Annotated in this window: 17 protein-coding genes, 1 pseudogene and 1 riboswitch; of the genes and pseudogenes, 9 read left to right on the forward strand and 9 right to left on the reverse strand. The window is 71.1% G+C overall.

Going from position 1 to position 20,419, the window contains the following annotated elements:
- The first annotated feature begins 4 nt into the window (after positions 1-4).
- Complete coding sequence (locus tag G4Z16_RS30705; protein ID WP_197353823.1) at positions 5-1,555, forward strand: DNA polymerase IV; 1,551 nt, start codon at positions 5-7, stop codon at positions 1,553-1,555.
- A gap of 152 nt (positions 1,556-1,707) precedes the next feature.
- Here G4Z16_RS30705 and G4Z16_RS33380 read toward each other — a convergent pair.
- Positions 1,708-2,130, reverse strand: a pseudogene (locus G4Z16_RS33380) (PRC-barrel domain-containing protein); the annotation flags it as partial.
- A riboswitch (glycine riboswitch) is annotated at positions 2,102-2,197 on the forward strand. Its footprint overlaps the pseudogene before it by 29 nt.
- A gap of 186 nt (positions 2,198-2,383) precedes the next feature.
- Between G4Z16_RS33380 and gcvP the strand changes: the two are divergent.
- Complete coding sequence (gene gcvP / locus G4Z16_RS30715; RefSeq protein WP_197353824.1) at positions 2,384-5,272, forward strand: aminomethyl-transferring glycine dehydrogenase; 2,889 nt, start codon at positions 2,384-2,386, stop codon at positions 5,270-5,272.
- A gap of 98 nt (positions 5,273-5,370) precedes the next feature.
- Here the strand turns inward: gcvP and G4Z16_RS30720 are convergent, their stop codons facing one another.
- Positions 5,371-5,577 (reverse strand): DUF5999 family protein, encoded by a 207-nt coding sequence (locus G4Z16_RS30720; RefSeq protein ID WP_028437360.1) that lies wholly within the window; start codon positions 5,575-5,577, stop codon positions 5,371-5,373.
- A 274-nt stretch (positions 5,578-5,851) separates the two neighbouring features.
- Positions 5,852-6,460 (reverse strand): hypothetical protein, encoded by a 609-nt coding sequence (locus G4Z16_RS30725; protein WP_197355030.1) that lies wholly within the window; start codon positions 6,458-6,460, stop codon positions 5,852-5,854.
- Between the two features lie 498 nt (positions 6,461-6,958).
- Between G4Z16_RS30725 and G4Z16_RS30730 the strand changes: the two genes are divergently transcribed.
- Positions 6,959-8,455: a glutamate-cysteine ligase family protein gene (locus G4Z16_RS30730; RefSeq protein ID WP_197353825.1), complete on the forward strand. Its 1,497-nt coding sequence runs from the start codon at positions 6,959-6,961 to the stop codon at positions 8,453-8,455.
- Positions 8,456-8,573: 118 nt separating this feature from the next.
- Complete coding sequence (locus G4Z16_RS30735) at positions 8,574-9,377, forward strand: CPBP family intramembrane glutamic endopeptidase (RefSeq protein ID WP_246531152.1); 804 nt, start codon at positions 8,574-8,576, stop codon at positions 9,375-9,377.
- Between the two features lie 25 nt (positions 9,378-9,402).
- On the opposite strand, the gene G4Z16_RS30740 is transcribed toward G4Z16_RS30735, so the two are convergent.
- On the reverse strand, positions 9,403-10,236 hold the full coding sequence (locus tag G4Z16_RS30740) for a PhzF family phenazine biosynthesis protein (RefSeq protein WP_197353826.1): 834 nt from the start codon (positions 10,234-10,236) through the stop codon (positions 9,403-9,405).
- 167 nt (positions 10,237-10,403) lie between these two features.
- Here G4Z16_RS30740 and G4Z16_RS30745 point away from each other — a divergent pair, with 167 nt between their 5' ends.
- Positions 10,404-11,021 (forward strand): PadR family transcriptional regulator, encoded by a 618-nt coding sequence (locus G4Z16_RS30745; RefSeq protein ID WP_197353827.1) that lies wholly within the window; start codon positions 10,404-10,406, stop codon positions 11,019-11,021.
- 43 nt (positions 11,022-11,064) lie between these two features.
- Here G4Z16_RS30745 and G4Z16_RS30750 read toward each other — a convergent pair whose 3' ends face one another.
- Positions 11,065-11,742 (reverse strand): DUF4232 domain-containing protein, encoded by a 678-nt coding sequence (locus G4Z16_RS30750; protein ID WP_197353828.1) that lies wholly within the window; start codon positions 11,740-11,742, stop codon positions 11,065-11,067.
- Between the two features lie 233 nt (positions 11,743-11,975).
- On the opposite strand from G4Z16_RS30750, the gene G4Z16_RS30755 reads away from it, so the two are divergent.
- Together G4Z16_RS30755 and G4Z16_RS30760 are read left to right on the forward strand one after the other, a co-directional pair.
- A complete protein-coding gene (locus G4Z16_RS30755; protein WP_246531153.1) occupies positions 11,976-12,509 on the forward strand; it encodes a peptidase in 534 nt (177 codons plus the stop codon).
- A gap of 44 nt (positions 12,510-12,553) precedes the next feature.
- On the forward strand, positions 12,554-13,576 hold the full coding sequence (locus G4Z16_RS30760) for an EamA family transporter (RefSeq protein WP_197353829.1): 1,023 nt from the start codon (positions 12,554-12,556) through the stop codon (positions 13,574-13,576).
- 55 nt (positions 13,577-13,631) lie between these two features.
- Here G4Z16_RS30760 and G4Z16_RS30765 read toward each other — a convergent pair whose 3' ends face one another.
- A complete protein-coding gene (locus tag G4Z16_RS30765; protein ID WP_197353830.1) occupies positions 13,632-14,333 on the reverse strand; it encodes a pyridoxamine 5'-phosphate oxidase family protein in 702 nt (233 codons plus the stop codon).
- 30 nt (positions 14,334-14,363) lie between these two features.
- Between G4Z16_RS30765 and G4Z16_RS30770 the strand changes: the two genes are divergently transcribed.
- The gene (locus G4Z16_RS30770; protein ID WP_197353831.1) at positions 14,364-15,695 is read left to right on the forward strand and encodes an aminotransferase class I/II-fold pyridoxal phosphate-dependent enzyme; all 1,332 of its coding nucleotides are present in this window, start codon (positions 14,364-14,366) and stop codon (positions 15,693-15,695) included.
- Here G4Z16_RS30770 and G4Z16_RS30775 read toward each other — a convergent pair.
- On the reverse strand, positions 15,686-16,720 hold the full coding sequence (locus tag G4Z16_RS30775; protein WP_246531155.1) for a DMT family transporter: 1,035 nt from the start codon (positions 16,718-16,720) through the stop codon (positions 15,686-15,688). The genes G4Z16_RS30770 and G4Z16_RS30775 overlap by 10 nt on opposite strands.
- A gap of 74 nt (positions 16,721-16,794) precedes the next feature.
- On the opposite strand from G4Z16_RS30775, the gene G4Z16_RS30780 reads away from it, so the two are divergent.
- Positions 16,795-17,700: a LysR family transcriptional regulator gene (locus G4Z16_RS30780; RefSeq protein WP_197353833.1), complete on the forward strand. Its 906-nt coding sequence runs from the start codon at positions 16,795-16,797 to the stop codon at positions 17,698-17,700.
- A 36-nt stretch (positions 17,701-17,736) separates the two neighbouring features.
- Here G4Z16_RS30780 and G4Z16_RS30785 read toward each other — a convergent pair whose 3' ends face one another.
- Positions 17,737-18,171 (reverse strand): Rieske (2Fe-2S) protein, encoded by a 435-nt coding sequence (locus tag G4Z16_RS30785; protein WP_197353834.1) that lies wholly within the window; start codon positions 18,169-18,171, stop codon positions 17,737-17,739.
- 80 nt (positions 18,172-18,251) lie between these two features.
- Entirely contained in the window at positions 18,252-20,402 is a 2,151-nt protein-coding gene (locus tag G4Z16_RS30790; protein ID WP_197353835.1) for a S9 family peptidase, read from the reverse strand.
- Positions 20,403-20,419: the final 17 nt, after the last annotated feature.

The raw sequence follows: 20,419 nt of genomic DNA on the forward strand, positions 1-20,419 counted from the left end.
CAATGTGAGAAGCGCTCCGACGATCCTCCATCTGGACATGGACGCCTTCTACGCTGCCGTCGAGCAGGCATCCAAGCCCAGCCTCCGCGGAAAACCCGTCGTCGTCGGCGGGCTCGGGCCGCGCGGAGTCGTCGCCACGGCCTCGTACGAGGCGCGGATCTTCGGCGTCCATTCGGCCATGCCCATGGGCCAGGCCCGCCGTCTGTGCCCGAACGCCGCCTACCTCTCGCCTCGCTTCAGCCTCTACAGGGACGTCAGCGATGCCGTCATGGAGATCCTCGGCGGGCTGTCGCCGCTCGTGGAGCCCCTCAGCCTCGACGAGGCCTTCGTCGACCTGGAGGCCGGCGAGGCGCTGACCGACGGCTCGGCGTCTCCGGCCGTACGAGCGGTGGGGGAGCGGCTGCGGCAGACGATCAGCGAGATGACGGGGCTCAGCGGCTCCGTGGGGCTGGCCGGCTCGAAGATGCTCGCCAAGATCGGCTCGGAGCAGGCGAAGCCCGACGGGCTCGTCGTCATCGAGCCGGGCACGGAACGGGAGCTGCTGGCTCCGATGTCAGTACGCACTCTGCCGGGCGTGGGTCCGGCCACGGCAGAGGTGCTGCGCCGCGCCGGGATCACCACCGTCGGGGACACGGCGGAGGCGGGTGAGGCGGAGCTGCTGAGACTTCTGGGCAGGGCGCACGGCACTTCGCTCTACGCGATGGCGAACGGCTGGGACGACCGTCCCGTGATCGCGGAGCGCGACGCGAAATCGGTGTCGGTGGAGGACACTTTCGACGTCGACCTCACCGACAGGGCGCTCGTCCAGGCGCACCTCGCGCGCCTCGCCGAACGGTGCGCGGAGCGGCTTCGTGCGGCCGGGAGGTCCGGCCGCACGGTTGTGATCAAGGTCCGCAGTTATGACTTCTCGACCCTGACGCGCTCGGAGACGCTGCGCGGACCCACCGACGACACCGGCGTGGTCCGCGAGGCCGCGGCCAGGCTCCTCGACACGGTGGACACCACCGCCGGGGTGCGTCTGCTGGGCGTCGGCGTCAGCGGTCTGGCCGACTTCACTCAGGAAGATCTGTTCGCACAGGCACAGGCCGACGCGGATGCCGCGGCAGCGGCAGAAGGTAGGACAGCGGGCCACCTGGGGGAGGAGCACGGGCCGGCTGCCGTGCCCGAGGAGCCGGAGGTTCCGGCCCACCGGCGCTGGGTGCCGGGCCGGGACGTCAGGCATGCGGAGCTCGGTCTCGGCTGGGTGCAGGGCAGTGGGCTCGGCCGGGTCACCGTGAGGTTCGAGGATCCTGGGTCCGTGCCCGGCCGGGTGCGGACCTACTCCGTCGACGATCCCGCTCTGGAGCCTGCCGAACCGCCGCCGCTCGCGGCGATGGCGCGGCGGAAGCGGATCGAGGGGTTGGGCCGAACGGGGGAATCGTCTCAGCTCTCGGTCCCCGCTATCCGTCCGAAGTCCCTGTCCGGCGGAGGCGAGGACGGTGCCGGCCCCGACGACGCCGGTGAGGAGGGCACAGGGCCGACGGACTCGGCCGGGGGCGGCACCTCCAGCCCGTAGTGGAGATACAGCTGGAGCTCCTGGCGGGGGGAGAGGTGCCTGCCCACGCCGAGCACGGGTGTGCTGCGCACCAGCGCCCTCTCGAACGGGACGTGGAGGGCGCCGCCGACGAGCTCGCTCGGCTCCAGCGGTACGAGGGTCTCGCGCCGGAAGATGCCCGTGCGCACGGCCGCCCACTCCGGCTCGCCCGTCGCGTCGTCGAGGTACACCTCGCCGACCGTTCCGATCTTGCAGCCGCTGCTGTCGAGTGCTCTGCGCCCGATAAGGCTCCGTGGATCGATGTCGTTCTGCACGGTCCCTCCAAGTCGTGGTTCAGGGGCACCGGGTGCGTCACGGGACGAGGCCGGCCCTGGGGTCTGGTGATCTGGCGAACCCCCTCCTCGGCTCTGCCGTGCTGCCGCGCAACAGCGTGCTGCGGGGGCGCCGAGGACGCCGGGAGCCGGTCGTACAAGCCGTATTACCACCCAAAGGCACATTTCAGCGGTTGGCCACCCGAGTGCACCCGGGTCCTGTGGGAGGAACCGCTGGTAGGCTCGAAGTGGCTGTGGACCCCGAGCGGGAGAGTCCTCCGGCATCAGCCGGGGGCGCCGAAGGAGCAACTCCTCCCCGGAATCTCTCAGGCTCACGTACCGCGCGGGTGAGGTCACTCTGGAAAGCAGGGCGGGCCGAGCAGTGCCTGGGCTCCTCCTCACCGACGGTGAAAGCCGGGTCTCCCTCAGCGGGGGCGGACCGGTGAAACTCTCAGGTTGAGATGACAGAGGGGGAGGCCGTCCGGGCACCAGCGCCGTGGTGTCCCCGTAGGTCACAGTGACCAGGAGGCCCCCGCAGATGACTGCCAACCGCATCCCTCTCGCCGATCTCGAACGCGGAACTCCTTTCGAACGGCGGCACATCGGCCCGGACGCCGGTGCCCAGGCGAAGATGCTCGCCCAGGTCGGATACGGCTCCCTCGACGAGCTGACCGCCGCCGCCGTCCCCGACGTGATCAAGAGCAAAGAGGCCCTGAACCTGCCTCCTGGCCGCACCGAGGCCGAAGTGATCGCGGAGCTGCGGCAGTTCGCGGCCCGCAACCAGGTGCTTCCGTCGATGATCGGCCTCGGCTACTACGGGACCTTCACCCCCTCGGTCGTCCTGCGCAACGTCATGGAGAACCCCGCCTGGTACACCGCGTACACGCCGTACCAGCCGGAGATCTCGCAGGGCCGCCTCGAGGCCCTGCTCAACTTCCAGACCATGGTGGCCGACCTGACGGGCCTGCCGACCTCGGGTGCCTCGCTCCTCGACGAGCCCACTGCGGCGGCCGAGGCCATGGCGCTCTCCCGCCGGGTCGGCAAGGTCAAGCAGGGCGTCTTCCTCGTGGACGCCGACTGCCTGCCGCAGACGATCGCCGTCATCCGGACCCGCGCTGAACCGACCGGCGTCGAGGTCGTCGTCGCCGACCTGAGCGACGGAATCCCGGCCGACGTGGCCGAGCGCGGAGTATTCGGGCTGCTCCTGCAGTACCCCGGAGCCTCCGGCGCCGTGCGGGACCACCGTGCCGTCATCGAGCAGGCGCACGAGCTCGGAGCGGTCGTGACCGTCGCCGCCGACCTGCTCGCGCTCACGCTGCTGAGCTCGCCCGGGTCGCTCGGCGCGGACATCGCGGTCGGCTCCAGCCAGCGCTTCGGCGTGCCCATGGGCTTCGGAGGGCCGCATGCCGGCTACATGTCGGTACGCGACAAGTACGCCCGCAGCCTGCCCGGCCGCCTCGTCGGCGTCTCCAAGGACGCGGACGGTCACCAGGCCTACCGCCTCGCCCTGCAGACCCGTGAGCAGCACATCCGCCGGGAGAAGGCCACCAGCAACATCTGCACCGCCCAGGTGCTGCTCGCCGTGATGTCCGGGATGTACGCAGTGCACCACGGGCCGGAGGGCCTGGCCAACATCGCCCGCCGCACGCACCGCTACGCCACTCTGCTCGCTGAGGGGCTGCGCGGAGGCGGAGTGGAGATCGTGCACGGCAGCTACTTCGACACCGTCACGGCGCGGGTCCCCGGAGGTGCGGCCGAGATCGTCGCCCGTGCGCGCGAGACGGGCGTGAACCTGCGGGAGACGGACGCGGACCACGTCGGCATGGCCTGCGACGAGACCACGGGCCGGGCCCAGCTGGAGGCTGTGTGGTCCGCGTTCGGAGTCGAGGCCGACGCAGAGGAGCTGGACGCCGGACTCTCCGGGGACGCGCTGCCCGAGGCGCTGCTGCGCACCGAGGACTATCTGACCCACCCCGTCTTCCACGAGTACCGCTCCGAGACGGCGATGCTGCGCTACCTGCGCAGGCTCGCAGACCGGGACTACGCGCTGGACCGCGGCATGATCCCGCTCGGCTCGTGCACCATGAAGCTCAACGCCACCACCGAGATGGAGGCCGTCACCTGGCCCGAGTTCGCCGGGCTGCACCCCTTCGCTCCGGCCGAGCAGGCGGAGGGCTACCTTGCGCTGATCCATCAGCTGGAGGATCAGCTCGCGGAGATCACCGGCTACGACAAGGTCTCCCTGCAGCCCAACGCCGGATCCCAGGGCGAGCTGGCAGGACTTCTGGCCGTCCGGGCGTACCACCGCTCACGCGGCGACGACCAGCGCAACGTCTGCCTGATCCCCTCCTCGGCGCACGGTACGAACGCGGCGAGCGCGATCATGGCCGGCATGCGGGTCGTGGTGGTCAAGACCAGCGAGGACGGCGACGTGGACACCGCCGACCTGCGCGCGAAGATCGAGCAGCACGGCGACGAGCTGTCCGTGCTGATGGTCACCTACCCCTCCACGCACGGCGTCTTCGAGGAACACATCACCGACATCTGCGCGGCCGTGCACGACGCCGGCGGTCAGGTCTACGTCGACGGTGCGAACCTCAACGCGCTGATGGGGCTCGCGCGGCCCGGCAGGTTCGGGGCCGACGTCTCCCACCTGAACCTGCACAAGACCTTCTGCATCCCGCACGGCGGCGGTGGGCCCGGTGTCGGTCCGATCGGTGTGCGCGAGCACCTGGCACCGCACCTGCCCAACCACCCGCTCCAGCCCGCCGCGGGACCGGCGAGCGGCATCGGCCCGATCTCCGGCTCGCCCTGGGGCTCGGCGGGCATCCTGCCGATCTCTTGGGCGTACGTGAGGCTGATGGGAGCCGAGGGGCTGCGCCGCGCCACGCAGGTCGCCGTGCTCGGGGCGAACTACATCGCCAAGCGCCTGGAACCGCACTACCCGGTCCTCTACACGGGGCCGCACGGGCTCGTCGCGCACGAGTGCATCATCGACGTACGGCCGCTGACGAAGCAGACCGGCGTGAGCATCGACGACGTGGCCAAACGGCTGATCGACTACGGCTTCCATGCTCCGACCATGTCGTTCCCGGTGCCCGGGACGCTGATGACGGAACCCACCGAGAGCGAGGACCTGGCGGAGCTCGACCGGTTCTGCGAAGCGATGATCGAGATCCGCGGTGAGATCGACAAGGTCGGTTCGGGGGAGTGGCCAGCCGAGGACAACCCGCTGCGCAACGCGCCGCACACCGCGGGGCAGTTGAGCGGGGACTGGGAGCACCCGTACGGGCGGGAGACGGCCGTCTTCCCGGCCGGGGTCAGCGCTTCCGACAAGTACTGGCCGCCGGTGCGGCGTATCGACGGCGCCTTCGGCGACCGGAATCTGGTGTGCTCGTGCCCGCCGGTGGAGGAGTACGACGGCTGAGGGCGCGGGAGCGTCGGAGCGCGGAGGATCGAAACGGCGTGTGTCAGGGCCGGTTCGGTGTCACACCGGGCCGGCCCTGGCCTGTGGCTGCTGTGGGATCAGGCAGCGGTGGCGATGTTGCGGCTGTCGAGCGGACGGTGCGGGTCGATGATCTTGCCGTCCGGGAGAAGCTCGCCCGTGTCCTCGAAGAGGAGGACGCCATTGCACAGCAGGCTCCAGCCCTGCTCCGGGAAGTGGGCCACAGGGTGTGCGGCTTCCCGGTCGGCGGACTCGGCTGTCGGGCAAGGTGGCTGGTGCTGGCACATTGTCGCTGTCGTCTTCCGTTGTGTCGTGATGTCCGTGCGGCTGGTCACGATGTCCATGGCCGCCCCCCGTTCCGGTGTGTGTCCCAGTGTTCCCCTGCGGAGGAGATTCCGCAGGGATTTCGTGTCACCGCTCCTCAACCAGGAGAGACGCATCACTCGTGCGGGTGGTTGCCGTCAACTGATCCGCACATACGGGTGGTTTGCCGTATACGTGCAACGGGGGAAGCCGCCCTGGATCACCGCGACAGGCACCGCGTACGGTATCCCACGAAACTCACCTGCCGCTTCTCAGCAGGGGAGTTGCCGGAACCGAACGTCTGGTCAGCAGGGGCAGGAGCGCGTCGGCACGGTGCGGAACGTGGGCCGCGATGCCGGGGGGAGCGGGCGCGAGGGGGATGAGCAGGTCCGACGGCTGCGGGGCACCCTCGTCGATGGCCGCCGTGGCGTTTCCGTGCAGCCAGAGGGTGAGCATGTACAGCCGGGGCACGGACAGCAGCCGCGGCTGGTGGAGTCCGGGCAGCGACTCGGCCTGCCGCAGGGCCCGTTGGGACGAGGCGACGTACGGGCCGCCGCAGAAGTACGCGAAGGCCCAGCCGTCGGAGGTGAGCAGCGTCTCCGCCGCCCCCACCGCCGGGGACCCGGCAGGGGCGTCCTTCTCCCGCAGCAGGAAGCGCCAGCCGGTCAGACGCGTGTACGGGGCAGAGTTCGGTGGGCCGAAGTCGGCCAACTCGTGCACGGGCAGTGGGTGTTCGATCTCCAGCGAGAGTCCGCCGCCGTCGGCGGCGACGGGTGCGTGTCCCCGGTGTGCGGTGGCCGGCGCGCGCAGGGCCGCGAGGACGCTGCGTGCTGCGGGAGCCGGGGCGGAAGGAACGTGGAGCGGCATGGTGGATCGCCACCTCTCGCTGAAGAGCCACGTGGTGCTCGGCATGGCGCGGACGGCACTGTCGGCGTGGGGAGGTGCCGCGAAGCGGCAGCGGGACCGTCGACTGCGGGCACCGGCCGGTCCGGTGATACCGCGTCTCGATCCGTACCGGAGTTTATACGAAACGCGTTACATCACCATTTCGGCTAACGGGCCACCACTTTCGTTTCAAGACTGCATCCGGCCGGTATTGCACCGCACTTGACCACATGTACCGCGGCGGGAGGCCCTGTGGCCTGGGGTGATTGAGACGTCGTGGTCGGCCGGATCCAGTCTGCGTTTCCCACAAGGACTGTGCGCGTGGTCTTGGACCACTGCCGTATGCCTCCGGAACGTGCCGTTCGGCGCAGGTGAGAGGTTCACGGCAGGCGGGTACGTGGAGATCGTCGAGGCGTTATCCGCAGGCTCGACGGGCATCATCGCTGACACCACGCGGCCGTATCGAGGAGGGACACCCCGATGGGTGAGAAGGTCGTCTCCGACGGGTTCGACCTGTCCGCTCGGCATCGGTACAGGCGGAAGCTGAAGGAGTGCCTGGAGGCGTTCGAGGTTCTCCTGGAGGAGAAGCGGTTCGAGCGTCCCCGCAACCTCATGGGCCTGGAGATCGAGCTCAATCTCGCGGACGCCGACGGCATGCCCCGCATGATGAACGCCGAGGTGCTGCAGCGCATCGGCAGCCAGGACTTCCAGTCGGAGCTGGGGCAGTTCAACCTCGAGGTCAACATCGTGCCTCACCGTCTGTCCGGGCGGGTCTTCGACCAGCTCGCGGAGGAGCTGCGCACCGGACTGGGCTACGCGGACCGGCAGGCCAATGAGGTGGGCGCAGGGATCGTGATGATCGGCATTCTGCCGACGCTCACGGACGAGGACCTGGTCTCCTCGAACCTCACAGCCGTGGACCGCTACACGCTGCTCAACAACCAGATCATGGCCGCGCGGGGCGAGGAGGTCGTCCTCGACATCCAAGGCGTCGAGCGGCTGACGCGGACCTCCGCCTCGATCGCTCCCGAGGCGGCGTGCACCTCGGTGCAGCTCCATCTGCAGGTGACGCCGGAACGTTTCGCTGATGTATGGAACGCCTCCCAGGCCGTGTCCGCCGTGCAGGTCGCGATGGGCGCCAACTCGCCCTTCGTCTTCGGCCGGGAGCTGTGGCGGGAGTCGCGCATCCCGGTCTTCCTGCAGGCGACCGACACCCGCTCGGACGAGCTGCGGGCACAGGGCGTGCGGCCGCGCACCTGGTTCGGCGAGCGGTGGATCGGTTCGGCGTTCGACCTCTTCGAGGAGAACCTGCGCTACTTCCCGTCGCTGCTGCCCATCTGCGACGACGAGGATCCGCAGAGCGTGCTGAGAGCCGGCGGCACTCCGGGCCTGCCCGAACTCGTGCTGCACAACGGCACCGTCTACCGCTGGAACAGACCCGTGTACGCGGTCAGCGAGGGCGTGCCGCATCTGCGCGTGGAGAACCGGGTACTGCCAGCCGGCCCCACGGTCACGGACGTGCTCGCCAACACGGCCCTCTACTACGGACTGGTGCGCAGCCTCGCCGACGAGCCCCGACCCGTCTGGTCGCGGCTGCCCTTCGGGGCCGCCTCCGCGAACTTCGACGCGGCCTGCCGGCACGGCATCGAGGCGGAGCTGACCTGGCCGCGGCACGGCCGCCCCGGGGGCCTTGTCACGATGCCGGCGATCCGGCTCGTGCAGGAGGAACTGCTTCCGCTCGCCGCGGCCGGGCTTGAGGCGTGGGGCGTCGAGAGCGGCGACCGCGACCGTTGCCTGGGTGTCATCGAGGAACGCTGCCGGCGCCGCGTCAACGGGGCGTCGTGGCAGGCGGACGCCTACCACCGCGCCGTCGAGTCCGGCCTCGAGCGGGAGAAGGCGCTCGCGGCGGTCACGCGACGCTACTGCGAACTCGCGCGTACGGGAGAGCCTGTGCACACCTGGGCTCCCGGCCCGTAGACGCCGCGTACGGGCGGGAGTGCAACGGACCGCCCGACCCCTGCTTCGCACGCCCCGGCGCCGTCCGGCAAGCTATGCACGTCCCCGGCTGTCGCGGACCGGTGAACTGGAGGCATGTGTGCAGTCGCAAGCGAGCGACCCCGCTCGGTTCCCGGCGTCCGAGGAGCTTTCGGCGCGCACGCTCCGGCACGAGACGCTGCTGGTGCTGGCACTGTCGCTCGGTGCGAGCGCCGTCTCCGCGCTGATCAGCTTCATCGGCTCGCTGACCGCCTCGGGCGCACTCGCCGACCAGTCGGCACGCCTGAACACCTCGCGCGCTCCCGACCGGCCCTGGCTAGACCTGGCCTGGCAGCTCTTCGGGATCGCCACCGCGCTGGTCCCGGTGGTGCTGGTGGCCCATCTCCTCACACGGGAGGGCGCGGGCGGGCTGCGCTCCCTCGGGTTCGACCGGAGCAGGCCGGGATTCGACCTGGGACGCGGCGCGGTGCTCGCCGCCGCCATCGGAGGGAGCGGGCTCGGCTTCTACCTGGGGGCTCTGCAGGCCGGCTTCAACCTCACCGTGGTGCCCGAATCGCTGCCGCACGTGTGGTGGCGCATCCCCGTGCTGATCCTCTCCGCGATCCAGAACTCCGTGCTCGAAGAGGTGATCGTCGTCGGCTACCTGCTGCGCAGGCTCGGGCAGCTGGACTTCTCACCCTGGGCCGCACTCGCGGTGAGCGCGCTGCTGCGCGGCTCGTACCACCTCTACCAGGGCATCGGCGGGCTGCTCGGCAACATGGCGATGGGCGTGATCTTCGTCCTGCTGTACCGGCGCTGGGGGCGCGTCGGACCGCTGGTGGTGGCGCACGCGCTGATCGACATCGTGGCCTTCGCCGGCTACGCGCTCTTCGCGGGCAAGGTGGACTGGCTGCCCACGCCCTGACAGCCGCCGGCCCGCTGCGGGGCCGTCACCATCCGGCGCACAGGTGGGCGTCCAGGACCGTGACTGCCGCTCCCGTCAGCTCGGTGCGTTCGCCTCGCAGCGTCGTACGCACCAGCCCCGTTCGGGCGGAGCACTGAAGGCCCGTCAGTGACTCACGGCCGAGCCGCGCGGACCACAGCGGTGCCAGCGCGGTGTGGGCGCTGCCGGTGACCGGGTCCTCGGGAATGCCGACGGAGGGGGCGAACATCCGCGAGGCGTAGTCGTATTGGCCGCCGCTGCCTTGTTCGGCGCCGCCGTCCGCGATCGCGGTGACGATGACGCCCCTGTGCGGGAGACGGCCCAGGGCGGTGCTGTCGGGAGCGAGGGCGCGCAGCGTCCCCTCGTCGGAGACCTCGACGAGGAGATCGCCGAGCGTCCCGGTGTCGTGCACGGACACCGGTTCGGCGCCGAGGGCGTCGGCGAGCCCGGGAGGCGCCGGGGCCGGTGTCAGCGGGGCCGTGGGGAAGTCCAGCGTGATCGCGCCGCCTGCAGCGGTCGCCGCGGTGAGCACGCCGCTGCGGGTGCGGAAGCGCACGGTGCCGGAGCTCAGGCCGTCGCTGTGCAGGACGTGTGCCGTGGCCAGCGTGGCGTGACCGCACAGATCGACCTCCGCGGCCGGGGTGAACCAGCGAAGCGCCCAGTCGGCCCCGGCGTCGCCGGGGAGCGGGTGCGCGAAGGCGGTCTCCGAGAGGTTCATCTCGTTGGCGACCCTCTGCATGCGTTCGTCCGCCGGGAAGGTCTCCTCCTCCAACAGCACGACTGCGGCGGGATTGCCGCGGTAGGGGCGGTCGGTGAAGGCGTCGACTGTACGGATCCTCATGGGCCGGGACGTTAGGCCAGGGCGGCCGCGGCGTGCCACGGCCAATGCGGCGAAGGTGGACCGGCGCGGTATCGCTCGGGTATTGCCATACGAGCATCGCCGATATATCGTTGACCCATCACGACAAGTCAAAGTCTGTCAAAGACAGATCATGGAAGGGATTCGTCATGCGTAAGGAAGAACAGCGACCTGGTGGCCGCGGGCATGGCCGTGGCCCCGGATACTGCGGCCCGGCCGGTTTCGGCGGCCCGTCCGAGCGCCGGGCCTTCGGTGCCTTCGGTCCGCCCTTCGGGGACGGCCCGCCCTTCGGGCCGAGAGGCCGGGGCCGGGGAGGACCGCGCGGGCGCGCACGCCGAGGTGATGTGCGGGCCTCGATCCTGGCGCTCCTCAAGGACCGCCCGATGCACGGCTACGAGATGATCCAGGAGATCGCAGAGCGCAGCAGTGGCGCGTGGAAGCCGAGTCCGGGCTCGGTGTACCCGACGCTCCAGCTGCTGGAGGACGAGGGGCTCATCAGCAGCGCCAGTGAGGGCGGCAAGAACCTCTTCTCCCTCACCGACGCCGGCCGCCAGGAGGCCGAGGCCGGCCCGGAGGCCCCCTGGGAGGAGGCCGGGCGCGGCATCGACTGGGAGGCCATGAACGAGGTGCGCAAGGCCGGCGGCGCGCTGGTCAGTGCCTTCCAGCAGGTCTGGGCGAACGGCACCCCGGAGCAGCGCGAGAAGGCGCTCGGTGTCGTCAACGACGCCCGCAAGAAGCTCTATCTGATCCTCGCCGAGGAGGAGTGACCGCGGGGGTGTGCGTGCGGTGCGCGGGGCCGTGAGGCGGCTGTCAGCTGGGAGGACCGGCCCCCGGCAGCAGCGGCCGGACGTCGATCTCGCCGGCGCCGCACACCTCACCCGACTTCCACGATGCCGTCCTCGCGGTGCGCTGATCCGGCGGGATCACGCGCACCGCCTTCGGTTCGGGGCACCGGCCGTCGTCGGGATCGCCCTCGCCGGGCACGACCGTCCAGTGCAGCCGGGCAGTCGCGTGCCCGCCGGGGGAGAGGGTGAGCTGGCGGGAGGGGACGGAGTGGTCCCGTACCACCTTGGTGGGGATCTTCCCGCCGTTCGCGCCGGTCAGCTGGAGCCCTGGCCAGCCCTGCGTACGGCAGGCGGCCGACGAGGAGTTGGTGAGGACGAGGGCGGCGTAGCGGTTGCCCGCGGCGGGCTGTCCCGGTCGCAGTGAGACCGTCAGCGCCTCCGTGGTGCACCAGCGAGGCCGGTCCGCTCCGCTGCCGGAGCCTCCGGGGCGGCCACGGTCGTCACCCGGAGCGTCCTGGGCGCCGGGCGCCTGAGCGGAGCCCACGGAATCGGACGGGCCCGGGGAAGCGGTGGAGCCGGAGTCCGTGCCGTCCACGGATGCCGGCGAATTGGAGGAGGAGGCGGACCCCGCGCAGCCGCTGACGGTCACAGCGGCACCGAGGGCGAGCGCGGCGAGAACGGAGCGTGCATGGTGAGCGGCCATGGAAATCTCCAAGTGCTGCCGTATGGGGGGCTGTTGGAGAACAAGACGCGACCTTCCGGGCATTCGGTTCCTCCCTACCCACCCCGAACTCCCTTCAGGCGGCGCTCCTCCTCAAGGAGGAGGCCCCTGCGGTACGCACCTCCCATCGGGGTACGTGCATATGCCCCGCGGCGAGGATGTGTGGCCGGATGTGCATGTGATGTGGTGGTGCTGTGGACACCAGTACGCCCCCAGTGCCTGCCGGCAGAACGGCAGGCGCGGTGATCGAGGACCGGCTGAGCGAACAGCTGGCAGCCGTCGTCGCGACCGCGCGCCGACGGGCCTCCAGGGGTGGCGACCGGGGCGTGGACACCGCGCATCTGCTGCACAGCCTTCTCGAATCGGATCCCGTTGTACGGGCGTTCCTCGGCGGTGGAGGTCCGCTGACCGCGAAGCTGCTCGGCTATCTCGCGCAGCGCAGCATCGGATACGGCCTGCGCTGGCGGCATTCGGTGGAGAAGGCCGGTGTCCCGTGTGCCGGAGTCGACGAGGGCCTGCTGCCGGGCTGGTCCCCGGCTGCCGTCATGGCGATGGAGGTTGCGCTGGGCTGCGTCAGGGCGCGTGGCGCCGATCGCGCTGACGGCGTCGATCTCTTCGCCGGACTGGTCGCCGACGCGGAGTGCCGTGCCGCGGAAGTGCTGCGTACCGCCGGAGTCGATGTGCGCGGAATCGCCACGGGGCTCGGCGTCAGAAGGCCGGGCGAACCGGACAGCCGTCGAGTGTCATGAGTATCAGGGGTGACACTCCTGTCGGTCGTTGACATGATGAGTGCATGCATGACACGACGCGGCCGGGTCCTTCCGTGCGCGGAGGAAGCCTCGGCCTGACGCTGGCGCTCGTCTCCGCCTTCGCGTTCGGCGGTTCGGGGCCCGCTGCCAAACCGCTGATCGAGGCCGGTCTCGAACCCCTGCATGTGACCTGGCTGCGGGTTGCGGGCGCGGCCTGCGTCATGCTGCCCCTCGCCTGGCGTCACCGGGGGCTGGTGCGTGAACGCCCCGGCCTGCTCCTCGGGTTCGGGCTGCTCGCCGTCGCCGGTGTGCAGGCGTGCTACTTCGCGGCGCTCTCCCGCATCCCGGTCGGCGTCGCCCTGCTCATCGAATACCTCGCACCCGCGCTGGTGCTGGGCTGGGTGCGGTTCGTGCAGCGTCGGCCCGTGAGTCGTGCCGCGGGTGTGGGCGTCGTACTCGCGGTGGGCGGCCTGGCCTGCGTGGTGCGCGTCTGGTCCGGGCTGACGCTCGACCTCCTGGGGCTGCTGCTGGCGCTTGGCGCGGCGTGCTGTCAGGTGGGCTACTTCGTACTCTCGGACCACGGCAGCGACGGGTCGGACGGCCGCCGCCCCTCCGACCCCATGGGTGTGATCGCCTACGGTCTGCTCATCGGCGCGCTGCTGCTCACCGTGCTGGCCAGGCCATGGGAGATGGAGTGGCACGTGCTGGCAGGTGAGGCCTCCATGGACGGCAGGACGGTGCCGGCGCTCGTGCTGCTGGGCTGGATCGTGCTGGTGGCGACGGTTGCCGCGTACCTGACCGGAGTCGTCTCGGTACGCAGGCTCTCCCCGCAGGTCGCCGGTGTCGTGGCGTGCCTGGAGGCCGTCATCGCGACCGTGCTTGCCTGGGTGCTCCTCGGTGAACACCTCGCCCCCGTACAGCTCGTGGGCGGTGCCGTGGTGCTGCTCGGTGCCTTCATCGCGCAGAGTTCTGCCCCCAAGCAGCAGCAGGACGAGCCGGTCGCATCCGGCGGGACGGAGTCCGGCGCGCCCGTTGACGGCGCCCTGCCGGACGACGCGCACGCCTGAACCGGGCCCGACCATCGGCATGCCCCGGCGCTGAACCCGCTGAACCACCCCCGTATCAGCGGCCCTTGAGGTACGCGGGCAGCTCCGTGCCGGGGGCAAGGTCCTCGGCGGGAACGGGGGTGCCGTAGACCCGGCTGACAGGGACGACACCGCTCCAGTGCGGTAGCGCGAGGTCCTCCGCGTCGTCGGACGGACCGCCCTGACGGACCTTCGCGGAGACCTCCGTCAGATCGAGACGCAGAACGGCTGTGGCGGCCAGTTCCCTGGCGTCGGCACGGCGGGAGTCGGCCGCGCGCCCCGGGACCACTCCGTCGACCAAGGCGTCGAGGGCGGCGGTGAGTTCCTCGTCCTCGGTGACCCGGTACGCGGTCCCGTGGACCATCACCGAGCGGTAGTTGAGCGAGTGGTGGAAGGCGGAGCGGGCGAGGACGAGCCCGTCGACGCGGGTAACGGTGAGGCAGACCGGCAGACCTTCGCCGGAGTCCGCCTCCCGCAACGGACGCGAGCCGGTGGACCCGTGCAGATAGACCTGCTCGCCCCTGCGGGCGTACAGCGTGGGCAGGACCACCGGTGCGCCGTCGCGTACGAACCCCAGGTGGCAGATGTAGTCCTCGTCGAGGATCGAGTGCACCAACTCGCGGTCGTAGGAGGCGCGTTCGCGATGCCTGGTGGGGACGGTGCGCTCCGTGCGGACGTACGGGTCGGAGGAGGTGCCGGGGGAAGGGACGGTGTACGCCAAAGGAACTCTCCCTTGCATCCTGTTTAGTACTAGTGCAAACTCTGTTTCGTGCTAGGAGAATACCGGATCGAGGGACGGCGCGCAGCTGAGATCGCGGCGAGCGTGGAGAACGGCGTGCGTACCGGCGGTCTGGCCCCGGCCCAACCGCTCCCGCCCATGCGGGAGTTGGCGCAAGAGCTGGGCGTCAACGCGAACACGGTCGCGGCCGCGTACCGGAGCCTTCGTGAACGCGGAGTCATCGAGACGGCCGGGCGCCGCGGCAGTCGCGTACGCGCGCGGCCCGCCAGCACGCCGCGGGAGGCCATCCGCGCCGAGGTGCCCGAGGGGTGCGTGGACATCTCCACCGGCAACCCCGACACGGCGCTGCTGCCGCCGCTGCACTCGGCCCTTTCGGCGGCGGCGGACAACGCCTCGCGTCGTGCGGCGCTCTACGGCGACCCGGCCGTGAGCGAGCCGCTCGCCGCTGCGGCCCGCCGTCAACTCGACGAGGACGGTGTGCCGGACGGGCCTGTCGCGGTGACCTCGGGCGCGCTCGACGCCATCGAGCGGGTGCTCGCGGCGCATCTGCGTGCCGGAGATGCGGTCGCCGTCGAGGACCCGGGATGGGGCAGCCTGCTCGACCTCGTCCCCGCACTCGGGCTGAAGACGCTGCCCATGGCCGTCGACGACGAGGGCCCGCTGCCCGAGGAGGCCGAGCGTGCGCTCCGCGAGGGCGCCCGCGCCCTGATCGTCACGGCCCGTGCGCAGAATCCGACCGGTGCGGCGGTGACCGCCGGCCGTGCCAGCGGCCTGCGCGAGGTGCTCGCCCGGCACCGCGGGACGCTGCTCATCGAGGACGACCACGGGCACGGGATCGTCGAGGAGCCGCTCAACGCCCTTGCGGGCGCCACCGATTGCTGGGCCCTGGTGCGCTCCACGGCCAAGGCGTACGGGCCCGATCTGCGGCTCGCGGTCGTCACCGGCGACGCCGTCACCCTCGACCGGGTGCGCGGCCGCCAGCTGCTCGGCCCCGGGTGGGTCAGCCATCTCCTCCAGGACGCCGTACTGCATCTCTGGCAGACGCGGGCGGTCGACGTGACGGCGGTGGCGCGCTCCTACGGGCAGCGCCGGAATGCGCTCGTACGGGCGCTGGAGGCGCGCGGCGTCGGGGCGCACGGGCGCAGCGGCATGAACGTGTGGGTGCCGGTGCCGGACGAGACAGGTGCCGTCACACGCCTCTTGCAGTCGGGCTGGGCCGTCGCCCCGGGAGCGCGCTTCCGGCTCGCATCGCCACCCGGTGTGCGCCTGACCGTCTCACCGCTGACGGCGGAGGACGCCGGGCAACTCGCCGACGCGGTCGCCGCCGCACTTCGTCCCGCCGCGGCTCGGCGCTACGACTGACGTGTGCCGCCGTCGCCCGTGCCGGGCGCTGCCGCTTCCCGTGCACGGCGCGGCCCGAGCTGTGTGAGGGCGGCGCCCAGCAGCACGATCAGCGCTCCGGCGGGAGTGTTCCAGGTGAGAGGTTCGCCGAGCACGGTCACACCCGCGACCGTCGCGATGACGGGGATGAAGTAGGTGACCATCTGCCCGGTCGTTGGGCCCACTTCCGCGACGATGCCGTACTGGAGGAGGAAGGCGAGCCCTGTGCCCAGCGCGCCCAGCGCCAGCACCGCGAGCAGCGGCACGGCCGCGAAGCGCGTCGGCAGGGACGTGAACAGCCCCGTCAGCAGGAGCAGTTGGGCCGAGCCGAGCAGCAACTGCCCACCCGACATGGACAGCGCCGAGTGCGGGCTGTCGGCGAGGGTGCGGCGCACGTACAGCCAGCCGACCGCGTAGCTGGCGGCCGCACCGAGGGCCATGGCCGTACCCGCCGGGTCCTGCCCGGAGAATCCGCGCCACGCGCCCAGCACCACCAGCACACCGCCGAACCCGACCACCAGCCCGGCCACTCTGCGACGTGTGGGGCGGTCATCGGAGAGGGCGGCCAGCGACAGCAGCATGCCGAACAGCGGGCTGGTGGCGTTGCAGATGCCCGCCAGGCTGGAGGAGATGGTGAGTTCGGCGTAGGCGAAGAGCGAGTACGGCAGCGTGTTGAGGAAGACCGCGGAGACGGCCAGGTGACCCCAGATCCGTATGCGCCCCGGCAGACGCTCGCGCTTGACCACCAGCGCCACGGCGAGCACCGCGGCCCCGAACACCATGCGGCCCAGGGCCACTTGGAGCGGTGCGAACGCCTGGGTGCCGACCTTGATGAACAGGAAGCTGAAGCCCCACACCAGCGCCAGTACCGCGAAGCGCACCCGCCAGTTGAGGCGGCGCCGCGGCGGAGGCGTCAGCGAGTGCGGCGTCCCTTGCGGTTCACCTGCCTGGGGCGGGGGAGTGGCCGGCTGAGGGGCACTGCCCGAGGGCCGCGTGGACCTGGTCATGGGAGCAACGATCCCGTCGCCCATCTCTTAGCACAAGCGAGTATCCGTAGACGGAAAGGCGTAGCGTTGCTTACATGTTCAATCTGGAACGCCTGCGGGTGCTGCACGAGATCTCCGTGCACGGAACGGTCGGCGGGGCCGCCGAAGCCCTGTACGTCACGACATCCGCGATCTCCCAGCAGATGGCGAAGCTGGAACGGGAGACGGGACAGCAGCTGCTGTCCAGGAGCGGAAGGGGCGTCCGGCTGACGGACGCCGGGCGGCTGCTGGCGGAGCATGCGGAGAGGATTTTGTCGCTGCTGGAGGTCGCGCAGGCGGACCTGGAGGCACACCGGGGTCAGGCGGCGGGCGAACTGCTGCTGAGCGCGTTCCCCACGGCCGCCCGGGGTCTCTTCCCCGCGGCCCTCACGCAGTTGCGCCGGGAGCATCCCCAACTGCGGCCGCGCCTCACGGAGTCGGAGGCCGAAGTGGCCCTGCCCCGGCTGATCCGAGGCGGCACCGACCTCGCGATCGTCCTGGACTGGCACAACAGGGCGCTCTCGCTGCCCGCCGGACTGAGCAGGGTGCTACTGCTGGAGGACCCCGTCGATCTCGCCATGCCCGATACCCACCCCCTGGCGGGCCGAAGGCGCCTGGAGCTCAAGGAGGTGGCGGAGGAGGAGTGGATCTCCTGGCCTGAGGGCGAGTTCTGCCATGAGTGGCTGATGCGGACGCTGCGCGCCGAGGGCATCGAACCGCGCCTCTCGCACAAGGCGGCGGAACACCACACGCAACTGTCGCTGGTGGCTGCCGGGCTCGGTGTCGCGGTCACCCCGCGACTGGGCCGGGGACCTGTGCCGCAGGGTGTGGCGCTCGTGCCCGTGCACCACACCCTGCGGCGACGTATTTACGCGGTCTGGCGGGAGGACGCCGACCGCAGACCGTCGATCAGGGCCGCAGTGGCGGCGCTGGAGAAGGCCGCTCGCGACATCGCGGTGTAGCCGTGGCCGGCCTCGGACGACCCAGGGAGGGGAACCTCAGCCCTCGGCGAGGTGGATGTTGCCGCCCTTCACGGAGACCTTCGCAGGAGGAAGCGGCTTGGTCGCGGGACCGCCCTTGACGCTGCCGTCGGAGATGTCGAACTTGCTGTCGTGGCAGGGGCAGATGATGGTCCCGTCCTTGACTTCAGAGACCGAGCAGCCCTTGTGCGTGCACGTCGCGGAGAAGGCCTTGTACTCCGACCCGCTGGGACGGGTCACGACGACCTTCTGCTCCTTGAACACCTTGCCGCCGCCCTCCGGGATATCGGCGGCCTTGCCGAGTTCGCCCTTCCCGGCCTCGCTGCCGCCGTCACCGCCGGCGTTCTCGTCGCTGCCCTCGCTGCCGCCCGATCCGCAGGCGGCGAGAGTCACGGCGGCCGAGGCGGCGCCCGCGGCGGCGAGCACGGACCTGCGGGTGGTCGATGCTGTCATGGAGGACTTCCTGTTCTGTCGGGAGCTGCACGCATTTGCCTTTGCTTGCCTCTGCCCTGTGAATCCTGCACAGGCGCTGGTCAACTGCGAAGGGCTTTGTCAAGAAAAAGCAATTGAGTCAGGAGCAGCCGCTCGGCCGTCACAGGGTCGCTTACGATGTGCGACTGACCGGGCAACGGCAGCACCGAATGCTCCCGTCCGGCGGCCAGCAACGCCGCGGACATCCGCAAGGTGTGTGCGAATGCGACGTTGTCGTCGGCGGTGCCGTGCACCAGGAGCAGCGGACGCCGCAGCAGATGTGCCTCGTTGCTCAGGGTGCAGCGGTCGTAGTGCTCCGGGTACCGGTCCGGATGACCGAGGAAGCGCTCCTTCCAGTGCGTGTCGTACAGGCGCGGGTCGATGGCCGGAGCGCCGGCGACCGCCGCATGGAAGACGTCGGGGCGTCGCAGGACCGCCGCCGTGGCCAGCGCACCGCCGAAGGACCAGCCCTTGATCCCGACCCGGCTCAGATCCAGCCACGGCACTGCCTCGGCGGCCGCGTGCAGCGCGTCGACCTGATCCTCCAGTACGGCAGTGAACTGGTCGCCCCAGATCGCCTTCTCCCACGAGGCGCCGCGCCCGGGCGTGCCACGGCCGTCCGTGATCAGCACCGCGTAGCCGTGCTCCGCGAACCACTGGGCGACCAGCGACGGCCAGATGCGGGCCCGGACCACGAGCCTCATCCCCGGTCCGCCGTAGGGGGCCACCAGCACGGGGAGCGGGGAGGCATCCGGGTCCCCGCGCTCGTACCAGCTGGGCAGGAAGAGCGCGCTGCGCAGCCGCCGTTCCCCCAGCGTCAGCAGTTCCGGCTGCGGCCGGATCAGCGGCTCCTCGGCGAGGGAGGCGATGGAGCCGCTGTCGACGCCCTCGCGGATGACCGTCACGCGTGGGCCGTCGGGCGTGACGCTGTCGAGCACCACCGTGCCTCCGCGCTGCACCGCGGAGTGCAGCCCCGGACCGTCGCTGACCGCGACGTTTCCCTTGTCCGGGGACCAGGACCAGACGTGGGTCTCCAGGGGGTCCTCGCCGGCGGCGAAGAGCACCGTGTCCCCATCGGTGCCGAGCACCTGGGAGACCTGCAGCTCCGGCGGTGTCACCACCTGCTCGCCGACGCGCAGCCCGCGCTTGTCCCCGCTCTCGTGGGGAAGCACCAGGGCCCCCGAAGCGGTCCGGCAGTACGCGCCGGGCAGCAGCTCGACCCAGAGCTCGTCCCGCTGCCGCGCGAGCACACGCGTCGCTCCATTCCCCGCATCGACCCCGAGGGTCAGCAGGGTGCGCTGGTCGCGGCTCTCCACGGTGGTGAGCGGGCCATGGGCGTCCCAGCCGGCCGCCACGACGTACTCGAACGCCTCGCGGTCCCAGTCCACTTCGGTGGCCGTCCCGTCCAGGCGCAGCAGGTGGAGCGAGACGTCGGCGTTGGCGGTCCCGGCCTCCGGATAGTGCTGCACACGCGGCGGACGACCGGGGTCCGCCGGGTCGCCGAGGAAGCGTCGGCGGACATGTGTGTTGTCCACCCGGGCGACGAGCAGCGCGCTGCCGTCGGGTGCCCACCAGTACCCGCGGGCCCGGCCCATGGACTCGGCCGAGACGTGGTCGGTCAGGCCGTAGGTGACCGTCCCCTCCTCGTCCGTTCCTGGCCTCGCGAGGCACCGGTCTCCCGTGCCGTCCGCCGCCATGACGTGGAGCGCACCGCCCGTGACGTACGCGATGAGCCGGCCGTCGGGGGACGGGCGGGGATCGGTGACCGGACCGGCGGCGGGGAGGCCGAACGGCTCGCCCTGTCCCGTACGCACCGCCCAGAGCCTGCCGTCCAGGACGAAGACGGCGAGTTCCATGGCGTCGTCGGTCGCGTACCCGGTGATGCCCGTGGACAGATCGCGGTCCCGCTCCCTGCGTGCCGCCTCCTCGGGGGTGGGTGGTCCCGCGGGGGAGCCGGGCTCGAGCGTGGCGGGGTCGGCGAGGGGGCGTTCGCCGTCGGTGTCCCGTATCCACAGTCCGCTGGAGGTGTCGGTGCCGCTGCGGGTGCGCAGGAACAGCGCGCGCTCTCCGTCCGGTGAGAGCGTCACATGGCGCACTGTTCCGAGTGAGAAGCGCCGGGTGCGGGCGAACTGACGGGGGAAGGCGGCCACGGCCTCGGCCGGGAACGAGCGGGCAGCAGTGCCGGGAGTGCCGGGCATACCGGGAGAAGTCATGCGCGCACGATCCCACC

The sequence above is a fragment of the Streptomyces bathyalis genome (genome assembly GCF_015910445.1).
Classification (GTDB): Bacteria; Actinomycetota; Actinomycetes; order Streptomycetales; family Streptomycetaceae; genus Streptomyces; species Streptomyces bathyalis.

Bases quoted from the DNA above. Each gene is read 5' to 3' on its own strand.
- gcvP (WP_197353824.1), top strand. From the start codon at position 2,384: ATGACTGCCAACCGCATCCCTCTCGCCGATCTCGAACGCGGAACTCCT.
- G4Z16_RS30720 (WP_028437360.1), bottom strand. From the start codon at position 5,577: ATGTGCCAGCACCAGCCACCTTGCCCGACAGCCGAGTCCGCCGACCGG.
- G4Z16_RS30725 (WP_197355030.1), bottom strand. From the start codon at position 6,460: ATGCCGCTCCACGTTCCTTCCGCCCCGGCTCCCGCAGCACGCAGCGTC.
- G4Z16_RS30730 (WP_197353825.1), top strand. From the start codon at position 6,959: ATGGGTGAGAAGGTCGTCTCCGACGGGTTCGACCTGTCCGCTCGGCAT.
- G4Z16_RS30740 (WP_197353826.1), bottom strand. From the start codon at position 10,236: ATGAGGATCCGTACAGTCGACGCCTTCACCGACCGCCCCTACCGCGGC.
- G4Z16_RS30745 (WP_197353827.1), top strand. From the start codon at position 10,404: ATGCGTAAGGAAGAACAGCGACCTGGTGGCCGCGGGCATGGCCGTGGC.
- G4Z16_RS30750 (WP_197353828.1), bottom strand. From the start codon at position 11,742: ATGGCCGCTCACCATGCACGCTCCGTTCTCGCCGCGCTCGCCCTCGGT.
- G4Z16_RS30760 (WP_197353829.1), top strand. From the start codon at position 12,554: ATGCATGACACGACGCGGCCGGGTCCTTCCGTGCGCGGAGGAAGCCTC.
- G4Z16_RS30765 (WP_197353830.1), bottom strand. From the start codon at position 14,333: ATGCAAGGGAGAGTTCCTTTGGCGTACACCGTCCCTTCCCCCGGCACC.
- G4Z16_RS30775 (WP_246531155.1), bottom strand. From the start codon at position 16,720: ATGACCAGGTCCACGCGGCCCTCGGGCAGTGCCCCTCAGCCGGCCACT.
- G4Z16_RS30780 (WP_197353833.1), top strand. From the start codon at position 16,795: ATGTTCAATCTGGAACGCCTGCGGGTGCTGCACGAGATCTCCGTGCAC.
- G4Z16_RS30785 (WP_197353834.1), bottom strand. From the start codon at position 18,171: ATGACAGCATCGACCACCCGCAGGTCCGTGCTCGCCGCCGCGGGCGCC.
- G4Z16_RS30790 (WP_197353835.1), bottom strand. From the start codon at position 20,402: ATGACTTCTCCCGGTATGCCCGGCACTCCCGGCACTGCTGCCCGCTCG.